General features: G+C 63.4%; 20 protein-coding genes and 1 pseudogene. 14 read left to right on the top strand and 7 right to left on the bottom strand.

Going from position 1 to position 19,879, the window contains the following annotated elements:
* Positions 1 to 40 precede the first annotated feature (40 nt).
* A complete protein-coding gene (locus HU729_RS13340; RefSeq protein WP_186665352.1) occupies positions 41 to 652 on the bottom strand; it encodes an FMN-dependent NADH-azoreductase in 612 nt (203 codons plus the stop codon).
* A 133-nt stretch (positions 653 to 785) separates the two neighbouring features.
* Between HU729_RS13340 and HU729_RS13335 the strand changes: the two genes are divergently transcribed.
* Both HU729_RS13335 and HU729_RS13330 read left to right on the top strand, forming a co-directional pair.
* Positions 786 to 1,688 (top strand): LysR substrate-binding domain-containing protein, encoded by a 903-nt coding sequence (locus HU729_RS13335; protein ID WP_186665353.1) that lies wholly within the window; start codon positions 786 to 788, stop codon positions 1,686 to 1,688.
* Positions 1,681 to 2,043, top strand: a complete 363-nt coding sequence (locus HU729_RS13330; RefSeq protein WP_186665354.1) for an MmcQ/YjbR family DNA-binding protein — start codon at positions 1,681 to 1,683, stop codon at positions 2,041 to 2,043. Before HU729_RS13335 ends, HU729_RS13330 begins: the two co-directional genes overlap by 8 nt.
* Before the next feature lie 18 nt (positions 2,044 to 2,061).
* Here the strand turns inward: HU729_RS13330 and HU729_RS13325 are convergent, their stop codons facing one another.
* Positions 2,062 to 2,496 carry a DUF1294 domain-containing protein gene (locus HU729_RS13325; protein ID WP_186665356.1) on the bottom strand — a complete coding sequence of 145 codons (435 nt, stop codon included), beginning with the start codon at positions 2,494 to 2,496 and terminating at the stop codon, positions 2,062 to 2,064.
* The gene (locus HU729_RS13320) at positions 2,496 to 3,326 is read right to left on the bottom strand and encodes an undecaprenyl-diphosphate phosphatase (protein ID WP_186665357.1); all 831 of its coding nucleotides are present in this window, start codon (positions 3,324 to 3,326) and stop codon (positions 2,496 to 2,498) included. The genes HU729_RS13325 and HU729_RS13320 overlap by 1 nt, the downstream gene beginning before the upstream one ends.
* Before the next feature lie 309 nt (positions 3,327 to 3,635).
* On the opposite strand from HU729_RS13320, the gene HU729_RS13315 reads away from it, so the two are divergent.
* The 10 genes from HU729_RS13315 to HU729_RS13270 all read left to right on the top strand — a co-directional run bounded on the left by HU729_RS13315 (position 3,636) and on the right by HU729_RS13270 (position 14,025).
* Positions 3,636 to 5,270: a methyl-accepting chemotaxis protein gene (locus HU729_RS13315; protein WP_186710438.1), complete on the top strand. Its 1,635-nt coding sequence runs from the start codon at positions 3,636 to 3,638 to the stop codon at positions 5,268 to 5,270.
* A gap of 97 nt (positions 5,271 to 5,367) precedes the next feature.
* Positions 5,368 to 5,934: a nicotinamide riboside transporter PnuC gene (pnuC, locus tag HU729_RS13310; protein ID WP_186665359.1), complete on the top strand. Its 567-nt coding sequence runs from the start codon at positions 5,368 to 5,370 to the stop codon at positions 5,932 to 5,934.
* Positions 5,931 to 6,452: an AAA family ATPase gene (locus HU729_RS13305; protein WP_186710436.1), complete on the top strand. Its 522-nt coding sequence runs from the start codon at positions 5,931 to 5,933 to the stop codon at positions 6,450 to 6,452. The genes pnuC and HU729_RS13305 overlap by 4 nt, the downstream gene beginning before the upstream one ends.
* A 331-nt stretch (positions 6,453 to 6,783) precedes the next feature.
* Positions 6,784 to 7,236: a hypothetical protein gene (locus HU729_RS13300; RefSeq protein WP_186710434.1), complete on the top strand. Its 453-nt coding sequence runs from the start codon at positions 6,784 to 6,786 to the stop codon at positions 7,234 to 7,236.
* Positions 7,237 to 7,238: 2 nt separating this feature from the next.
* A complete protein-coding gene (locus HU729_RS13295) occupies positions 7,239 to 7,820 on the top strand; it encodes an adhesin (RefSeq protein WP_186710431.1) in 582 nt (193 codons plus the stop codon).
* A gap of 51 nt (positions 7,821 to 7,871) precedes the next feature.
* On the top strand, positions 7,872 to 8,837 hold the full coding sequence (locus tag HU729_RS13290; RefSeq protein ID WP_186665364.1) for a heme utilization protein: 966 nt from the start codon (positions 7,872 to 7,874) through the stop codon (positions 8,835 to 8,837).
* Between the two features lie 60 nt (positions 8,838 to 8,897).
* On the top strand, positions 8,898 to 9,578 hold the full coding sequence (locus HU729_RS13285; RefSeq protein ID WP_186710429.1) for a C39 family peptidase: 681 nt from the start codon (positions 8,898 to 8,900) through the stop codon (positions 9,576 to 9,578).
* Positions 9,579 to 9,613: 35 nt separating this feature from the next.
* On the top strand, positions 9,614 to 10,360 hold the full coding sequence (locus tag HU729_RS13280) for a hypothetical protein (RefSeq protein WP_186665366.1): 747 nt from the start codon (positions 9,614 to 9,616) through the stop codon (positions 10,358 to 10,360).
* 46 nt (positions 10,361 to 10,406) lie between these two features.
* Positions 10,407 to 11,684 carry an autotransporter domain-containing protein gene (locus HU729_RS13275; protein ID WP_186665368.1) on the top strand — a complete coding sequence of 426 codons (1,278 nt, stop codon included), beginning with the start codon at positions 10,407 to 10,409 and terminating at the stop codon, positions 11,682 to 11,684.
* A gap of 136 nt (positions 11,685 to 11,820) precedes the next feature.
* Complete coding sequence (locus tag HU729_RS13270) at positions 11,821 to 14,025, top strand: sulfatase-like hydrolase/transferase (protein ID WP_186710427.1); 2,205 nt, start codon at positions 11,821 to 11,823, stop codon at positions 14,023 to 14,025.
* Between the two features lie 86 nt (positions 14,026 to 14,111).
* On the opposite strand, the gene HU729_RS13265 is transcribed toward HU729_RS13270, so the two are convergent.
* Positions 14,112 to 15,437, bottom strand: a complete 1,326-nt coding sequence (locus HU729_RS13265; protein ID WP_186710425.1) for a sigma-54 dependent transcriptional regulator — start codon at positions 15,435 to 15,437, stop codon at positions 14,112 to 14,114.
* Between the two features lie 333 nt (positions 15,438 to 15,770).
* Between HU729_RS13265 and HU729_RS13260 the strand changes: the two genes are divergently transcribed.
* A complete protein-coding gene (locus tag HU729_RS13260; protein WP_054893924.1) occupies positions 15,771 to 16,040 on the top strand; it encodes a hypothetical protein in 270 nt (89 codons plus the stop codon).
* Positions 16,041 to 16,399: 359 nt separating this feature from the next.
* Here the strand turns inward: HU729_RS13260 and HU729_RS13255 are convergent, their stop codons facing one another.
* A complete protein-coding gene (locus HU729_RS13255; protein WP_186665372.1) occupies positions 16,400 to 17,398 on the bottom strand; it encodes an alpha/beta hydrolase in 999 nt (332 codons plus the stop codon).
* Between the two features lie 367 nt (positions 17,399 to 17,765).
* Between HU729_RS13255 and HU729_RS13250 the strand changes: the two are divergent.
* Positions 17,766 to 18,109 (top strand): annotated as a pseudogene (locus HU729_RS13250) (transposase); the annotation flags it as partial.
* A 27-nt stretch (positions 18,110 to 18,136) separates the two neighbouring features.
* Here the strand turns inward: HU729_RS13250 and HU729_RS13245 are convergent.
* Positions 18,137 to 18,826: a VWA domain-containing protein gene (locus HU729_RS13245; protein ID WP_238348371.1), complete on the bottom strand. Its 690-nt coding sequence runs from the start codon at positions 18,824 to 18,826 to the stop codon at positions 18,137 to 18,139.
* 53 nt (positions 18,827 to 18,879) lie between these two features.
* Positions 18,880 to 19,878, bottom strand: a complete 999-nt coding sequence (locus HU729_RS13240) for an AAA family ATPase (RefSeq protein ID WP_186710423.1) — start codon at positions 19,876 to 19,878, stop codon at positions 18,880 to 18,882.
* Position 19,879 lies beyond the last annotated feature (1 nt).

The raw sequence follows: 19,879 nt of genomic DNA, 5'->3' as shown, positions 1-19,879 counted from the left end.
CTGTCGCGCAAGGCGACAGCCGGCTTTTTCGGGGTTTCTATCAGGCTGCGGCGAACAGCTCGTTGGCAATCTGCGCCTGGGCAGCGTCGATGGCCTTGCTGCGGTGCTCCGGACCATACGCCAGGCCGTGGGCGCGGACGATTTCCAGGTCGGTGATGCCGATGAAGCCCAGGAACACCTTGAGGAAATCTTCATGACCGACACCGGTCGGCTGACCTTGGTGCAGGCCACCGGCAGTGGACACCAGCACCACCTTCTTGTCACCGCACAGGCCTTCCGGGCCAGCTTCAGTGTAGCGGAAGGTCTTGCCGGCGACGGCAACGCGATCGATCCAGGCCTTGAGCTGGGTCGGCACGGTGAAGTTGTACATCGGAGCACCGATGACCACCGCGTCGGCGGCGAGGAATTCGGCCAGGGTTTCGGCACTCAGGCGGGCTTCGTGGGCAAGGGCGGCGTCACGGGCTTCTTCGGCGGTGCCGGCGGCGACCAGGGTCGCGGCCGAGAAATGGCTGATGGCATCGGCAGCGAGGTCGCGGTAGATGACTTCGACGCTAGGATCGGCAGCCTTCCAGGCATCGACCACTTCGCGGCTCAACTGGCGGGAGGCGGAATTGTCGCCCAGGATGCTCGAATCGATGTGCAACAGTTTCATGGGACTCTCCTGTAAATGAAGACCGCAGCTGTGGGCGATCACGATGGAGAGAATCCTACATAGGCGATGAATAACTGATTAGTCGGCAAAAATGCATTAGTTTGTTCCACTGATGGAACAGTGAGATATCCGTATGCAAGACTTCAACGACCTCTTCTACTTCGCCCGAGTGGTCGAGGCCGGTGGCTTCGCTGCCGCCGGTCGCCAGTTGGGCATCCCCAAGTCGCGCCTGTCGCGGCGTATCGCAGAACTCGAGGAACGCTTGGGCACACGCCTGCTGCAGCGCACCACCCGGCAACTGAAGCTGACCGCCGTCGGCGAACGCTACCTGCACCACTGCCAGGCCATGCTGCTGGAGGCCGAGATGGCCGACGAAGCCGTCGCCAGCATGACCAGCGAGCCGCGTGGACGCCTGCGGGTGTCTGCCCCGGTGGCCCTGGCCCATGCCTTCCTGCCAGACATCATCAGCCGCTTTCTCGCCCAGTACCCGCTGGTGCAACTGGAGATGGTGCTGCTCAATCGCCGTGTCGACCTGATCTCCGAAGGTATCGATGTGGCGCTGCGGGTGCGCGACCTGGGCGACGAGGACCCGGCCCTGGCCACCCGCCGCCTGCGCCAGGCGCAGATGTACCTGGTGGCAGCCCCTGGATTCGCCGACGGGCTCGAGCACCCGTCGCAGCTGGTGGGGCTGCCCGTCCTGGGGGCTGCGGATGCCGATCGCCTGGTGCATTTTCGCCTCATCGGGCCCGGCGGCCAGGAGCAGGAGATCGCCCTGGAGCCACGCCTGAACATCGATGACTTCGTGGTGCGCAAGGCCTCGGCCTGCGCAGGCCTGGGCTTTACCGCCCTGCCAAGCAACTATTGCGAGGAAGAACTGGCGCGCGGCGAACTGGTGCACCTGCTGCCGGAGTGGTCGCTGCCTGGGGGTTATCTGCAAGCGGTGTATCCGCACCGGCGCGGCGTACTGCCTGCAGTGCGGGTATGGATCGATCACCTGGCGGCCTCGTTCGAGGCCTGTGGAGAGCGCTATGTCTGAGCGACCCATGAGCCCCGAGCAGGTGGCAGCGTTCTGCCTGAGCCTGCCCGGCGCGCGGGAGGATTACAAATGGGGCGCAATCCGGGTGTTCTCGGTGGCCGGTAACAAGATGTTCGCCGTGCTTGACCTGCCGGGAGCAGGCTTGATGTTCAAGGTCGCCGACGAGCTGTTTCTCGGTTATTGCGACCGTCCCGGCGTACGGCCGGCGCCTTATCTGGCGAGGGCGCGCTGGATCAGCATGCTGCCTCCCTACCCCATGGGCCGGGAAGAGTTGACCGATCTGCTGCAGCGTTCGCACCAACTGGTGGTGCGACGCTTGCCCAAGCGCTTGCAGGTGGGCTTGTTGGCCGATTGAGGATTGCGCGGCGCTCGCTCAGCCCATCAATCCCAGCCAGCGCCCACCCAGCACCAGGCGATCCAGCCAGAACACCTGGTGCAACGCGACGATTGCCCAGAACACCATCTGGTACGACAGCTTGCGGGTCTTGTGCCGGAACAATTGCTGCGCCAGCAAGGCCCCCGGCCAACCACCGAGCAACTCGCTGGCGTGGAGGATTTTCTCTGGCGTGCGCCAGGCCTGGGTGCGGGCCTGCCGCTTGTCCTGCCAGTACAACAACAGGCAGATCAGGCTGGCCGCCGGATACAGCGCCAGGGGCAGCCAGGACTGGCCGCTCCAGGCCATCTGCGCCACCCCCAGGCCCGGTAGCAGGCACAAGACCAGCAGCACCAGCAATTTCAGGCGCAGGTTGCGCACGCCCTCGCCTGCCTGGCCAGCGTCGCGCCGCCCGGCACTTTGCCCGCGTGCCATCAGCCGTGCGCCGTGGCCCAGTCAACCCAGCCGAACTGCCAGGTCGCCAGGATCAGCAGGCCAAAGGCAATGCGGTACCAGGCAAAGACCGCGTAGCTGTGGTTGGCGATGAACTTGAGCAACGCACGCACGGCGATCATGGCGAAGATGAACGACACCACGAAGCCGATGGCGAATACCGGCAGGTCGGCCGGCTGGAACAGGTCACGATACTTGTAGCCCGAATACACCGCGGCGCCGACCATGGTCGGCATCGCCAGGAAGAACGAGAACTCGGTCGCGGCCTTGCGTGACAGGCCGAACAGCAAGCCGCCGATGATGGTCGAGCCCGAGCGCGAGGTCCCCGGGATCATCGCCAGGCACTGCACCAGGCCGACCTTCAGGGCGTGGGTCCAGCGCATGTCGTCGACATGGTCGACCTCGATACGGTGATCGCGGCGCTCGGCCCAGAGCATGATGAAGCCGCCCACCACCAAGGCCACGGCCACGGTGATCGGATTGAACAGGTACTCATGGATCAGGTCGGCGAACAGTACGCCAAGCACGACCGCCGGCATGAAGGCGATCAGCAGGTTGGCGGTGAAACGCCGGGCCTTGGGCTGGCTCGACAGGCCGAACACCACTTCGAAGATCTTGCTGCGAAACTCCCACACCACCGCCAGGATCGCGCCCAGCTGAATGATGATGTTGAACGCCATTGCGCGCTCGCCGCCAAAATCGATCAGGTCGGCCACGATGATCTGGTGGCCGGTGCTGGAAATCGGCAGGAACTCGGTCAAGCCCTCGACGATACCCAGGATGATTGCCTGGAAGGCACTCCAAAAATCCATCAACTCCCCCAATGGACACTGCTCCTGGCAGCACCCTAGTTCTTTTCGATTACAAGTATTCACCGCACGCGCAGCGACGCGTGTTTTACAGCGTTCGTTAGTCCCAACACCAGCGAAAAAGTGCGCCGCGGCTAAAGGTTTCATCTTGCGCGGCCGAAATCCTATCAGAGGCCCTGCGCGAAGGCTTGCGCAGGATGCAACATGGATTGTCGAGCCCGGCACTTAGCCGTTGGTCGACTGGGTTGCAGGCATCCGGTCATGGTTGGATGCTGCTCATATAAAAAGAACAAGACATGGAGTGACCTTTTGATGAAGACCTTGAGATCGATGTCGATCAGCCGTCGTCTGTGGCTGATCCTGCTCGTGGCCGTCGCCATGCTGTTGGTCCTGGGGCTGCTGATGCTGCGCCAGATCCATGGTGACCTGTACCAGGCCAAGGCGCAGAAGACCCAGCATGTGGTCGAGACTGCCGTGGGCGTGCTCGCCTACTACCAGGGGCTGGAGGCCGCTGGCAGCCTCGACCGGCAAAGCGCCCAGCAGCAGGCGCTGCAGGTGGTGCGCAGCCTGCGCTACGACAAGGATGACTATTTCTGGATCAACGACCTGCAACCGAAGATGATCATGCACCCGGTCAACGCCAAGCTCGATGGCCAGGACCTGTCGGCGATCCGCGACCCTGACGGCTTTGCCGTGTTCAACGAGATGGTGACCCTGGCCAAGGCCCAGGGCGCGGGCCCGGTCAACTACCGCTGGCCTAAGCCCGGCGCCAGCGAGCCGGTGGCCAAGACCTCCTATATAGAGCTCTTCAAGCCCTGGGGCTGGATCATCGGCTCGGGGGTGTATGTCGACGACGTACAGGACGAATTCGCTCGCCAGGTCCGCGAGGCCTCGCTGGTCGGGCTGTTCATTGCCCTGGTGATGGGGCTGGTGGTGTGGCTGATCGCCCGCAGCATCGCCCGTCCACTGCACGAGGCGGTACAGGCCATGGGCAACATCGCCAGTGGCGAGAGCGACCTGACCCGTCGCCTGGACACCCAGGGACGCGACGAAATCACCCATTTGGGTGAGTACTTCAACCGTTTCAACGGCAAGCTGCAGGGCGTGGTCGGCCAATTGCAGGGCACAGCCCATGCGCTGGCCCAGTCCGCCGGGCACGTCGGCGACAACGCGGGCAGCGCCCAGCAGCACAGTGCCCAGCAATCACTGCAGATGGACCAGGTGGCCACGGCGGTCAACGAGGTCACCTACGCGGTGCAGGATGTGGCGAAGAACGCCGAGCAGGCGGCCGTGGAAATGCGCGCAGCGCAGCAGCAGGTCGGTCAGGGCCAGCAGGCTATCCACGGCAGCCTGCAGCAGATCGACCGGCTGTCGGCGACCATCGACCAGGCCCAGGGGGTGATCCGCGACCTGGCCGGGCACAGCACCAAGATTGGTGGCGTACTGGAAGTGATTCGCTCGATCGCCGAGCAGACCAACCTGCTGGCCCTCAACGCCGCCATCGAGGCTGCGCGTGCGGGCGAACAGGGCCGCGGCTTTGCCGTGGTCGCCGATGAGGTCCGCCTGCTGGCCCAGCGCACGGCGCAGTCCACTGCCGAGATCCAGACCATGATCGAGCACCTGCAGGGCCAGTCGGATGCGGCGGTCCGGGCCATCGACACCAGCAGCGAAGCCTCGCGCCAGACCGTCGAACAGGCCCGCGAAGCCGGCACCAGCCTTGCGGCCATCGAACAGGCGCTGCACACCCTGGCGGCGCTGAACACCTCGATCGCCAGCGCCACCCTGCAGCAGTCCCATGTGGTCGAGGAAATCAACCGCAATGTGCTCGACACCGCCGGCTTGTCCCAGCAGACCGCCGAGGCGGCGCGCCAATCCAGCGATGCCGGAGTTTCCCTGGCACGCCTGAGCGAGGAGCTCGAGCAGCTGCTGCGTCAATTCAGAGTCTGAGCAAAAGAAGGGGCGCTACGGCGCCCCGTTTCACAGCGATTCACCTTCCTCGACCCTCAAGCTACAATCGCGCCCTTTCCCTTCCGAAGGATCGCCGATGTCCGGCCTCGAACTCTTCGCCGCCGCGCTCGGCGTCATCGCCGTCTGGCTCACGGTCAGGCAGAACATCTGGTGCTGGCCGATCGGCCTGGTGATGGTGCTGCTCTACAGCTGGATCTTCTACGACGTGAAGCTGTATTCGGACATGCTCCTGCAAGTGGTCTATGCCGTGCTCAACCTCTATGGCTGGTGGCAATGGACGCGCCCGGACCGGGTCGAGGACGCGCGCCAGGTATCGCGCCTGGACACCGCCACGACGCTGCGCGGCCTGGGCCTGGGGCTGCTGGCCAGTGTCGCCCTGGGTGCGGCCATGGCCCACTGGACCGACGCCGCCCAACCCTGGCTGGATGCCGCGCTGACCGGTTTCAGCCTGGTCGCGCAGGTGTGGATGGCACAGAAACGCCTGCAATGCTGGGCGTTGTGGTTCGTGGTCGATGTGATCTTCGTTGGACTGTTCCTGTACAAGGGTTTGTACCTGACCGCCGCGTTGTACGCCCTGTTCACCCTTATTGCCGTGCGCGGCTGGCTGGAGTGGCGGCGCGATCCGGCGCTGGCCGGCGCATGAAGGTCCTGGTGTTATGCGGCCCTGAATCCAGTGGCAAGAGCTGGCTCAGTGGCGAGATCCAGCGCCGTTTCGGTGGCATCACCGTCGGCGAGTACGTACGTCATTTCATCGACACCCATCAGCGCGATACCTGCTACGCCGATATCCCGGCCATCGCTCGCGGGCAGTTGGCCTGGGAAGACCAGGCGCGGGCAGCCTCGCCTTCGCTGCTGATCCTCGATACCCACCTGCTGAGCAACATGTTGTGGAGTCGCGTGCTGTTCGGCGACTGCCCCGCGTGGCTGGAACAGGCGCTGCTGGCCAGGCACTACGACCTCCACCTGCTGCTCAGTCCCGAGGGCGTGGAATGGATCGGCGATGGCCAGCGCTGCCAGCCGCGGCTTGAGGAGCGCCAGGCGTTCTTCGATGACAGCCTGCACTGGCTACAACAGCATCGCCAGCCACTGCGGGTCATTGACGGGGACTGGCAGCAGCGCCGGGATGACGCGCTGGCGGCGGTGGCCGAGCTCCTGGGGTAAGCCCAGCCCGGCCCCTCAGCATGGCCGGACTGTTAACTCACTGATACACCCCATCGCCATCAAACCCCTATTGCTGGGGCCTTCCCCACACTTTCGGGGGAACTGTCACAGCGCTGATACACTCCCTGCGCATCCCTCCAGATCGCCCGTGCTTCGGCCCTTGACGGGCGATGACCCGACACCTTGTATCAACGCTGATACAACAGAAAACCGGCACGCCTACCCTCCTCGCGCAACCCGCTGATAAATCGGCAAAAAGCAAAACCGGCACGGCTTTCGCTCTCTGTTCTGGCAACGCTCAAGGGCCAGCGCACAGAAAGGGAGCACCGCCGTGGGGAACAAGCACAACACACTGCCTGCACTGCTCGTTCTGGCTTGCCTTGCCGCCACATCGATTGCGCCGCCGGTCCTCGCTGGCGGCAACGGGGTGATCGTCCTCAATCGCGATGTCCAGCCGCGTCAGGCTGATCGCCGAACCGGCACGCCAGACCCCTACCCGACCACCGCCAACACCAATGAGTCGGCACGCATCCAGGCCCAGACCAACAACGAATTGACCGATGGCGACTTCGCCAACGTCGCCAGCGGTTCGACCGTCAGCCGCATCTTCCAACCTGACAACTCCGGGAACCTGCGAGGCATGGGCACCGCCCAGTCGCAATTGCCCGGCATGCCCGGCGGCTCCGGTGCCGGGGCGTCCGGCGCCAACAGCATCTCCAACACGGTCAACCAGAACGTTCAGCGCGGCATGGCGCCGCTGCAGATCCTGACCCGGGGCCAATGAACATGCATACCCTCAAACTCTCCCTGCTGTGCCTGGCCCTGGGCTGCACCGCAAGCGCCTTCGCCGGCTCGCCTGTGGTGGACAACGCCACCCTCGATGCCAGTGGCCGCGCCTACCAGGGCAACCTCAACATCAACCAGGCCGCAGGTGACGCGCTGCAACAGGCCAACGTGAAAGCCATCGCCATCGGCACCGAAGGCCAGGCCAGCACGCAGATCCGCCAACGCAGCGACTTTCGCGCCAACAGCGCGCTCGACGCCCACGCCAGCATCAATGGCAATGCCTTCAGCAACGGCAACGGCATGCTGGGCATCAACCAATCGGCGGGCGCCGCCACGCAACAGGCCAACGCGGTGCGCATCAGCATCAGCGCAATACCACAGAGCATCGACGACAGCATTCTCAGCCAGCAGAACGTCTCGCTGGCCAACAGCTCCGACGCAACTGATCACACACCCGGCAGTCGCCAGGTCACTACCAGTGACCAGGCCTTCACCGGCAGCCGTGGCGTGATCCAGTTGAATCAGAGCGCCGGGGTGGGCAACCGAATGGCCAACACCCTGAGCGTCCGGGTCGCGGATTGACCCGACCAGCAACACAACACTTAACAACGAAAATATAAGCGGAGAAACACCATGAAACCGAAAATGGCACTCAAGCCTCTGGTATTCGCCCTCGCTGCGGTCATGGCAGTTGCTGCACAAGCCGGCGGCCGTGGAAACGACAACCACGGCGGCCACAACAATGGCCACAACAACAACGAAAGCCTGCTGCTGTCCCTGCTGGTGAACGCCGGCTCTGCCGCCACCGTTCTGGACACCCAGAACAACTCCGGCAACCGTGTGCTGAACCAAGGCACCCGCAACGATGCCCGCATGGACAACTCGGCCAACGGTTCCCAAGGCAACCTGGGTGCCAACGTTGCCGCAGGCAGCGGCAACCAGCAGGACAACGTTGCGGCAATCGCCACCGCCGATGAGAACTTCATCTTCGGCAGTGCCGTGGCCATGGCCCAGGCCACCCAGACCAACGCCGGCAACACCGTCAAGAACTACTCCACCTCCAACAACGCCAACCTCACCGGTTCGGCCAACGGCAGCTCCGGCAACATCGGCATCAACGTGACCGCCGGGGACTTCAACCAACAGAAAAACAACATGGCCATCGCCGTGTCGGGTGGCCGCGTCGCTGCCGCCACCGGTGCAGCCAACCAGAACGTCGGCGGCCTGAACGTCACCAACAAGGCCGACCGTACCTACAGCAAGGAAACCCTCACCTCCACCTTCGCTGCCTACGGCCACTACCAAGGCAATGGCTACGGCTACGTCGAAGACGAAAGCAGCCGCGATCGCTATGGCAACACCCATGTCGACAAGGACCCGCTGAAGTTCCACGAAGAAGGCACCTTCGGCCTGGCCGGTGTTGCCTCCTATCAGGTCCTGACCCCCACCGGCTGGCGCAACCCTGTGACCAACAACGCCAACCTGAGCAACTCGCTCAATGGCGTGTCGGGCAACGTCGGCGCCAACGTCTCGGCCGGCAGCGGCAACCAGCAGACCAACTCGCTGTCCATCGCCGCAGGTTGCAAAGCCTGCATGTAACAGCAGCCGATCGGGGCCCTTCGGGGCCCCTTTCCCTGTCTCTACCCGGTGGAGAAGGTCATGCGCATTGTCCTGCTTGCCACACTCATGTTCCTTGCCGGTCTCGTAGAAGCGGCACAGATGCCGATCGCCGCCTTGCCAGGCGGTACTCTCGTCTACAAGCCAGTGCAGAGCCTGCGTGAGCGGCGCTTCGCCGACCTGGTGCAACAGAAGACCGATTTCAGCTGCGGCGCCGCCGCCCTGGCCACCGTCCTCAAGCAGGCCTACTGGCTCGACGTGGACGAACACCAGGTGATCGAAGGCATGCTCGCCCACTCCGACCAGGACACCGTCAAGGTCCAGGGCTTCTCCATGCTCGACATGAAGCGCTACGTCGAAAGCATCGGCATGCGCGCCAGGGGCTATCGGGTCGAACCCGACACCCTGGAAAAGGTGAGCATTCCGGTGATCGTGCTGATGGACATCCGTGGCTACAAGCACTTCGTGGTGCTCCAGCGCATCGACAAGGGCTGGGTCTACATCGGCGATCCTGTCCTGGGCCACAAACGCTACAAATTCGACGATTTCCTCAAAGGCTGGAACGGCATCATCTTCGCCGTCATCGGCCCCGGCTACGACAAGGCCAACGCCCTGCTCGATCCGCCGGCACCTCTGACCGCGAAGAACCGCGTCAACGGTTTCTACCCGGTGGAAGACGCGCAACTGATGGAATTCGGTTTCATCCAGAGCGATTTCTTCTGACGATTACAAGGGGCACGAAGTCCCGGGGAGCAGCGATGAAGACTACCACCTGGCTGGTCGCAGCATGCCTGGCTGCCAGCCTCCCCGCCCACGCGCAGGTGTTCAAGCCCATCGAGGTCAAGGACCAGGAGCTTGCCCAACTGCGTGGGAAGTATGTGATGCCGGGGCGAATCATCAGTTTCGGCATCGTCATGAGCAGCACCTGGCAGAACGCCGCCGGTGATCGCATCGGCGCCACAACCACCCTGCAGGTGCAGCAGAACGTGATCAAACCGCAGTTCTACGTGTCGATGACCGGCGAGAACGGCTCGGGCAACGCCCCTGGCCGCGGCAATGGCCTGGTCAACGGCGGTGCAGGCCTGGTCAACACCACCCAGGGCGTGACCCAGTCGGTGCGCGCGGCCGGCGACAACAACAGCGCCTATAACGATGTCGCCATCAATGTTCGCGAGGCGGGCCAGATCGGTGATGCCGGTGTGCCGCAAGGCCAGGTCCTGGCCGCAGGCAGCACCCTCAGCACCAGCAACAACGCCGGTACGCTCAGCGTTTCGAACAGTGGCAACGGGATCCAGATGGCCATCCAGGCCAACAACAATCAAGGGCAAAGCATGCAGCGCCTGGCCGAAGGTGGCCTGCTACAAGCCACCACTTTGCTGGGCGGCAGCAACGCGGTCAGCAACCTGACACAGCTCAATGTGGTGCTGCGCGACAATTTGCCTTCTGCAGGCGCGCTGAACTGCAATCTTGATCAACTCAAGGGCCTACGTGTTTCAGGATATTGATCTACGCTTCGTCTCAATCATCGCAGTTGGAAGGGACGGCTAACTTATGCATCGATCGTTGTCATTGGGGGCAGTTGTCTGCCTGGGGACCTTGGTACCATCATCACTGCTCTACGCAGCCAGCGATCCCCAGGTAGACGCGCTGAAAGCCGAACTGGCTGCGCTCAAGCAGCGCTACGAAGCGCAGCAGCAGGCGCTGATGGTGCTCGAACAACGCGTTCGCCAGGTCGAGGAACAGCCCGCAGCCCCACCCCCCAAACGCCTGACCCGCTCGCCGGCTTCCGAGCCGCGCAACAATCAGGCCGTGGCCGCCGCCGGCGGCGGCTCATCCTATGGCGAGTCACTCAAGGATGATTCGGAACCGGCGCAGAGCGTGTCCAACCTCTACGATGAGGCCAGCGGCTTCTTCGGTGGCGGCAAGTTCAGTGTCGAGACCGGCATCACCTATGCCCGCTACGACACCCGCCAGCTCATCCTCAACGGTTTCCTGGCACTGGACTCGATCTTCCTGGGCAACATCAATCTGGACCGGATCAAGGCCGACAACTGGACGCTCGACCTTACTGCCCGCTACAACCTCGACAACCGTTGGCAGTTCGACGTCAACGTGCCGATCATCTACCGCGAGTCGACCTACCAGTCCGGGGGCGTCGGCGGCAACGCCCAGGGCATTTCCGAGCGCACCATCACCCGCGACCCGACCCTTGGCGACGTCAACTTCGGCGTGGCCTACAAGTTCCTCGACGAGTCGGAGAACACCCCGGATGCGGTGTTCAGCGTGCGGGTCAAGGCACCGACCGGCAAGGATCCGTTCGGCATCAAGCTGCTGCGCGACACCGAGAACGACAGCCTGAGCTACCCCGAAGACCTGCCTACCGGCAACGGTGTCTGGTCGATCACGCCCGGTATCTCGCTGGTCAAGACCTTCGACCCGGCAGTGCTGTTCGGCAGCCTGTCTTACACCCACACCTTCGAGGATTCGTTCAGCGACGTCAGCTCGACGATCAACCAGAAAGTACCGGGCAAGGTGAAGATCGGCGACAGCTTCCAGATCGGTGCGGGGGTGGCCTTCGCCCTCAACGAGAAGATGTCGATGTCGTTTTCGGTTTCGGACCTGATCGCCCGGCGCTCGCGGATCAAGTCTGCGGAAACCGGCGACAGCTGGGCCGACGTCAAGAGCAGCGATGCAAACGCCGCCTACTTCAACGTCGGCATGACCCTCGCGGCCACCGACAACCTGACCATCGTGCCGAACCTGTCGATCGGCCTGACCGACGATGCACCGGACTTCACCTTCAGCCTGAAATTCCCGTACTACTTCTGATCTGTCCACTCCAGGGGCGCCTTGCGCCCCTGCGCTTCAATTGGTAACCAACCTTGTCGCTTCCGGCCTTCCTGTGAGGGGCCTGTTATGATGCAGCACATTTTTGTGACTGTTTCATGGCAAGGAAGGACGTTTCGTGAAGAACATGCTTGGCCATCCCCGTGCTCGGCTCGCCACCCTGGCAGTGCTGGTCGTGGTGATCCCCCTGGCCGCCCGCGCACTGCTGGGCTGGTCCGATCCACTGGGGTACCTGTCGGACCTGGCGATCGGCATCCTGCTGGTACTGCTGTTGCAGCGCAGCCCCTGGTGGCTGGCACTGCCGGTGCTGCTGGCCTGGGGCGGGCTGCTGGTGGCTTCGGCCGAGCTGGTCAGTGCGGTCGGGCGTCTGCCGAACAGCAGCGACCTGGGCTACCTGTTCGACCCACAGTTCATGGAAAACTCCACCGGCGGCGCCCTAGCCCACCCCTGGCTGCCCTGGACCCTCGGTGTCGGCCTGTCGGCCTGGCTGCTGGCCCGCTGGCTCCAGCGCGGCCAACCCGCCCCGGCGCTGCCACGCTCGGCCTGGGCCGCACCAGCGGTGCTGCTTGCCGCGCACTGGGGCAGCGAGCACCTGATACCCTCCGATGCCGATCAATGGCGCCAGTACAACCTGTCCCATCAACTGCTCTCGGCGGGCACCAGCGACCTGCAACTCAAGGCGCAGGCCTGGCTGGGCCATGACCTGACGGTAGCACCGCTGCCCAGCATCGGCCTGACCCAGACCGACCTCGACGGACGCAAGCTGCTCGAAGCCCCGGGCAGTGCACGCAACCTGCTGGTCATCACCCTGGAGGGGATTCCCGGCGCCTATCTGCGCGCCAACCGGCAAGCCCTGCACAGTCGTTTCGATGACGACCTGATGCCCAATCTCAGCCGCTGGGCCGAACGCGGCATGAACACCCCCGATTACGTCCTGCACACCCACCAGACCATTCGCGGCCTGTACGCCATGCTCTGCGGCGACTACGACAAGCTCGCCAACGGCACGCCCAAGGGGGTCGAGCTGCTCACCCAGGACCTGCGCAACCAGGCCTGCCTGCCCGCACAACTGCGCCAGGCCGGCTTCAGCACCCACTACCTGCAAGGCGCCGGCCTGCGCTTCATGGCCAAGGACCGGATCATGCCGCACATCGGCTTCGACTCGGTGCACGGCCTGGAGTGGTTCCGCAACGACAACTACCTCGAGTTCCCCTGGGGCAAGGACGACAAGGCCTTCTTCGAAGGCGCGCTGGGCTATGTCGGTGAGCTGCGCAAACAGCGCCAGCCGTGGATGCTGACCCTGCTCACCGTCGGCACCCACCAGCCCTACTCCGCACCGGACGCTTACCTGCAACGCTACGACAGCGCCAAACAGGCGGCGGTCGCCTACCTGGACGACGCCCTGGGCGAGTTCCTCGATACCCTGCAGCGCCAGGGCGTACTCAAGGACACACTGGTGGTCATCACTTCGGACGAGTCCCACGGCATCGACGGTGTGCGCCTGGCCTCTTCCTGGGGCTTCAACCTCACCCTTGCGCCCGAACAGGCACAGTTGCCGAAGATCAAGCACGGCACCTACGGCCATGTCGACCTGGCCACTTCGCTGCTCGACTATTTCGCCCTGCCGATCCCCGCCGCCCTGGCCGGCCGCTCGCTGTATCGCGACTACGACAGCGGCCGGGAAATGATCTCCTTCACCAACGGCATGCTGCGTTACCACGATGGCCGAGGCACCTTCAGCGAATGCGATTTCCAGCAGCGCTGCCGACGCTATGCCAGCGAGGGATTCATCGCCGACCAGGCGCACTTCCTCGGCCGCGGCGAAGCGCCACTGGGGCGCCAGATCACCGCGCTCGCTGGCGTGCTCGACCAGTCGTTGCTGCAAACCCCGCTGAACCTGCGCTACCAGTTCGGTGGGCCATCGGCCATTCCTCTGCACAAGCGCATTCGTGACGACTGGGCCGACAACCTGATCGGCGCCCAGTACCTGGAGATGCCCGAAGGCTCGCACACCCGGGTGCGGGTCAAGGTACGCTCGCTCGACCCGGCCCACCGGGCGCACATCCAGCTCAAGGCCAAACAGCAGGAGCAGGATGTACCGCTGGGATTGCCCGAGGAGATACTGGTCACGGCCGACCAGCCGATGGAGCTGGAGTTCGGCTTCGACAACCCCATCGAGCGCAAGGCCTTCTCCTTCCACCTGCTCGGTTATGGTGGGGGTGAGGTGGAGGTCAGCGATTTCAGCGTGATCACCGCCCTGCCGGGTGAAGAGGATGTGATCGAGGAAATCCAGGACGACGGCCACATCGCCCAGTCGAGTTGAATCAAAAGCACGCGTGATCCGTGCCAGAGACTGCGGTGTCTTTTTCGCGGGCAAGTCGGAGCGCCGAACCGCCGCTCCTACGGGATTCAGCGGATCTGATGCTTGTGCAGCAAGCGGTAGAAGGTGGGTCGGGATACCCCCAGCACCTTCGCCGCGATGCTCATGTTGTCACTGTGGCGGTTGAGCACATCGCACAACGCCTGGCGTTCTGCGCGGTGCTTGTAGTCTTCCAGCGTCCCCAGCGGCGCATCGGCCTCCTCCAGCACCTGTAACCCCAGATCCTGCGTCTCGATCTGTCGCCCCTCGGCCAGCACCAAGCCGCGACGTACGCGGTTGGCCAGTTCACGTACGTTGCCCGGCCAGTCGTGCCGCCCCATGGCCGCCAGGGCATTGTCGCTGAACGAGCGTGGCCGTCGCCCCGTTTCCAGGCTGTAGAAATGCGAGAAATGGTTGGCCAGCATCGACAGGTCACCGTGCCGGTCACGCAGAGGCGCGGTCACCACCTGCAGGACATTGAGCCGGTAATACAGGTCTTCACGGAACCTGCCACGCTCGATCGCCTGCTCCAGATCCACGTGCGTCGCTGCCAGCACCCGCGCATCCACTGGAATCGGCTGACTGCCGCCAACGCGCTCTATGTGCTTCTCCTGCAGAAAACGCAACAGATTGGCCTGCAACTCCAGAGGCAGGTCGCCAATCTCGTCGAGGAACAGCGTACCGCCGTGCGCCGCCTCGATACGCCCGACCTTGCGTTGATGCGCCCCGGTAAAGGCGCCTTTCTCGTGGCCGAACAGCTCGGACTGGATCAGATGCTCGGGAATGGCCCCGCAATTGATGGCGATGAACGGCTTGTCATGGCGCTGCGACTGACGATGCAGCGTGCGCGCCACCAACTCCTTGCCGGTGCCGCTCTCGCCACGGATCAGCACGGGCGACTCTGTAGGCGCCAGCTTACCGAGCAGCTTGCGCAACTCGCGGATGGGACGGCTCTCGCCCAGCAGTTCGTGCTCGGGCTCATCGACCCGCACCGCCCCCTTGCCACGTAAGCGCGCCATGCCGAACGCACGCCCGAGGGTGACCTGCACCCGGGAAACGTCGAATGGCAGGGTGTGGAAGTCGAAGAACCACTCACAGACGAAATCGCCGACGTTCTGCATGCGCAACTCTTCGGCGCTGAGCACGGCGATCCATTCGGTATTGCTGCGCTTGATCAAGTCCTTGACGGCATCCTGGTGACGCAGGTGCGAGGCCTGCAATCGCAACAGGCCGACGTCACATGGATGCTCGAGCGCAGCGCCCAGGGTACAACTGCGCACATCCCAACCGGCGCCCCGCAGGCCCGGCAGTAGACGGTGGCAATCATCGCAGGGATCGACAATCAGCAGACGGCGTTGGGATGCAGGTTCAAGCATGACCTATCCTTGGCGCCAATTTTCAGTTTTTTAATTAGAAACAGTAAGTTGCGGCGCCCGAATTAACAGTAGCAACGAACCTGACGGTGCCCACTACCGTTTGTCTGCCAAATGCCGTCACGCAAAGCGACTTCGGAATTTTTACCCATAACCGGCGTCACAGGCGGCACATACAACGGATCACTTTTTCCGTTATAAAAAAAATTTCGACTGCCATGTGACTTCACCCACGACCCGGAGCATCAGTACCAATAACCCCGCGCTGCAATCGTTCATTTCTTTACCCGGCGCGGACACACATTTGCTGTTTGGGACCACAAGAGAGACCGAACCATGAATGCCCCGCTCCGTGTCAACGAAGCACTGCTGATTGCCGACCACGCCTTCGAACCCTTCCAGTGCGTTGCCTGGGATGCACCCAACGGTACTGGTGAGCTGAGCCTGGCAGTGATCGACCGGACCAGCACCCGCATCGGCAGCAAGCAGGTATCCTCGCGCATCTATTCGGACCCTGCACAATGGGCGAGCCTGATCGAGGAAGTCCGCGCCGAGCTGTTCGAAAAAGGCTATGACCTGCAACCCTGGTCCATGCCCAAGGCATAACTTGCCGACGCACAGGTGCGCGTCTTGTCGCGCACTTGTGCAACTTTCCCCCTGCTGCTTCGGCAACTTTCAGTTTGTGCGAGTTATTGTCGCGCGCCCACTTTATCTAACGACGTTCAAGGATTCCCCGATCAAGTCAGTACAGGCCGCCTGACCTGTGCTGACTTGATCGGAGAGTCCTTAACGGCGCAGAACCCCTCCCGGGACTGTGTTGGACTCATGAACGGCCGTTGAACCACGAACAATACGTGCTACTTCAGCAGCCTATCAACGAGCACTCAGAATGTCGCGAGCGTCTGCGCGGAAAAGACCGAAACCAAGCGGCTGCAGAATCGATCGAGCAATGGTGTCCTTCCGGCTCAACTTGCGCTAGGCAAACAGGAGCGGACAAATCGGCCCACCTCCGAGCGCAGTTCCCAGTCCTCTGGTGCGCCCATGAAACCGCCGTGGGGCATGCCTTCAAAGATATGCAACTCGCAGGGAACGCCGACGCGGTGCAGCGCCCGATGCAGGCGTACGGCGTTCGACAGAAACAGATCGCGCGTGCCGCTCTGTATAAAGGTTCGCACGAAACCCCGGGAGAAATCACCGAACAGCGGCGACAACAAAGGATCGGCCAGGTCAGCTCCAGCGGCATACAGTAGGTTGTTGGACATTAGCGAACCGGGCAGTTGCACGTCGATGAGCTGATTCAGCGTGAAGCTGTCGCCCGACTCGGTCAGATCCGCTTGCGGCGATAGCAGTACCAGCGCTGCGGGCAGTGGCAGACCTTCGTCGCGCGCACGCAGCACCATTGCGGCTGCCAGATTGCCTCCTGCCGAACGCCCGCCGATGACGATACTTTGCGCAGGATACTGTTGAAGCAGCCGACGGTACACCGTCAGGCAGTCGTCCAATGCGGCCGGATAGGGGTGCTCCGGTGGCGTGCGGTAGTCGATACCCCAGCAGCGCAGACCTAACTGGTCGGCCTGCATTTGCGCGCCAACGCGGCATGCGGTGCCTCCGCCAAAGACTAGGCCTCCTCCATGCAGATCGACAAAGACCGCGTCGTCGGCAACCAAGTTTGTCGGCGTAGCGATGTGCACCGTGGCTCCGTCAATCTGTTCGGTTTCCACGCTGGCGAGCAACGGACCAGCAAGTAGCGTCATAGCGGAGCCGTACTGCGCATCAACGCTCGCTTTCAGGCGAATCCAGCCGTCGATATCGTCCAGATGTGGGGGGGATTGCAATGCATTCAGCGGTACGCCATCAGCATTAACCATGCGGCGCAGCGTAGCCTGGGCCTCAGTGCTGATGCTTTCAGGAAAGGGAATATCGCGAGCCGGAATCCGGACGCCGTTGGCTGGATTGTTGTTCATGGAAGCGGTTTCTCTAGGGGGACCTCATCGCGGATCGGCAGTGCTGGAATGGAATGCAACGCCTCCAAGCCACGCCGCCACGAACTTCCGGCATCCGGCGTGCTGTGGTCGAAAGTGACCGACAGCTCGACTATAACATAGCCCATTGCCCCCTCCCCCGAGAAAGCAGGTAGCGGGGATTTGCTCAGCATCAGGCAAGAAGTAGCCACGCAGCACAGCGCGACTCAACAGCGCCAGTTTCGGGCCGGACACCGTCAGGGATTCTCCGATCAAGTCAGCACAGGCCGCCTGACCTGTGCTGAAATGGCCCTCCGTCCAACTGCCCTCTACAAGCCCTCCATCCCATGAGTCAGATGAGCTTTTCCGAAACGTTGTCTGTGCCGATGCGGGTTATACCGGCGTAGATAATCGGCCTGAGCACGACAGACGGCAAGTGATCTGGCAGATCGCTGCGCGACGCAGCACCTACAAGCACTTGAGCGGACGCAGCCTGCTCTGCACGGCCGAACGTCAGATCGAGAAAGTCAAAGCGCAGACGCGGGCGAAAGTCGAGCCCCCTTTCGCGTGATCTAGCGCCAGTTCGGTTATGTGAAAACCCGCTTCCGTGGGTTGGCCAAGAACACGGCGCAACTGACCACGCTGTTTGCTCTGTCGAATCTGTGGAGGGTGCGCCGGCAATTATTGTCTGCTGCGGGAGAGGTGCGCCCGTGAGGGCAGATAACCAAGGCTTTGCCTTGGTTATCCATTGATCAGCGGCTGAAAGTCAGGCTTTTCGGTATCCCTAAACCACCCATTTCCGGCTGATGAGCAGCTTGTTCGGAGTTTCCTTGACTGATCGATATGCTGGTAATCCGCCTGCAGTTGCGCAGCGAGTTGCCTTGCCCGCCCCAGGCGCACCGGCGCCGTCTCGATATCGACCAGCACGCAGGCACAGGGCATCGGCTGCACAGGCTTCCAGCGTTGCAGGCGCCCGTCGGTCAGCACCAGGCAGCGTTGGACCTCCCCGGGGTGCGCTTTGCCACGGCGCAGCAACCACTGGCGCGCCTCTTCCAGGGCCGCGAGCAACGGCGTGCCGCCCCCCGCCCCGAGCGCACGCAGCCAGGGCTGAAGCGCAGCCGAGGCCTTCAGGCCATGACGCTGCCACTGTGGCGTGCTGCCGCTGGCGGTCAGCAACGCCAGGCGCGCACGCTGGCGGTAGGCCTGGTCGAAGAAGGTCTCGAGCAGCCCCTTCGCTTGCGCAAGGGATTGGTGGCGGCGGGTTGACGCCGACGCATCGACGATCACCAACCACAGTTCCGGCGGCTGTCCACGGCGTTGCTGCCAGCACAGGTCCTCGACACGGCGCGGCCGCCCCTTGAGCAGGGTCGGCAGCCAGGCGACCCGACCTCCAGCGGCTGCACGGGGGCGTCCACGGCTGGCACCTGTCAGTTTTCCGACACGGGGCCTGGCATCCGCCGCTGAACCACTTCGTGCGCGGATGCTCAGGGCTTTTTTGCCCAGTTCGGCACCTCACGCCGGGCACCTGCGCTCACCGGTTGTGCCTCCATTGCCCCCCAGTCACCTTGCCCACTCGGGTCTTGCGACTGCTGGCCGCCCTGAGGTGGCGTGTTCGAGCCAGCGGGCGGCTCTGCGCTACGGCGGCGATGGCGCAAAGCAAATTCGGCCACAGCCTCTACATCTTCCTCGCCGATGGCCGCAGCACCGCGCCACGCGGCATGGGCGCGTGCCGCCCGCAACCAGACCAGGTCGGCACGCAGGCCATCGACACCCGCAGCGAAACAACGCTCGGTGATCCAGGCCAGCGCCTGGTCGTCCAGGGCAATGGCGGGCAGGCGCTCACGCGCTTGCTGGCAACGTTCGCGCAACTGCGCCTGGGCCACTGCCCATTGCGCGCAGAACGCCTCGGGGTCGCTGTCGAATGCCAGACGGCGACGGATGATCTGCTGACGGTCGTCCGGCTCAGGCGTGCCTTCGAGGGCGATGTTCAAGCCGAAACGGTCGAGCAACTGCGGACGCAGTTCGCCCTCTTCCGGATTCATGGTGCCGATCAGCACGAAACGCGCGGGGTGACGGTGCGAGATGCCGTCGCGCTCGACACGATTGGTGCCACTGGCCGCCACATCCAGCAGCAGATCCACCAGAGGGTCGGGCAGCAGGTTGACCTCATCCACATAGAGCACCCCGCCATCTGCCTGGGCCAGCACGCCCGCCGAGAAGCGTGCCTTGCCCTGCCCCAGCGCAGCATCAAGATCCAGAGTACCGACCAGCCGCTCCTCGGTCGCGCCCAGCGGCAGGGTCACGAAAGGGCCTGCACCGAGCAGATCGGCCAGGCCCCGGGCCAAGGTGCTCTTGGCCATGCCGCGCGGGCCTTCAATCAGCACCCCGCCGATCTTCGGGTCGATGGCGGTCAGGCACAGCGCCAGCTTGAGGTCTTTGGCGCCTACTACGGCGGCCAGGGGGAACTGCAGGGGTTCGGTCATT

It is taken from the genome of Pseudomonas sp. RW10S2 (genome assembly GCF_014268985.1).
In the GTDB taxonomy this organism is placed as follows: domain Bacteria; phylum Pseudomonadota; class Gammaproteobacteria; order Pseudomonadales; family Pseudomonadaceae; genus Aquipseudomonas; species Aquipseudomonas wayambapalatensis.
Note: the sequence above shows the minus strand (reverse complement) of the source record. Positions and strands in the feature narration are given on the sequence as shown.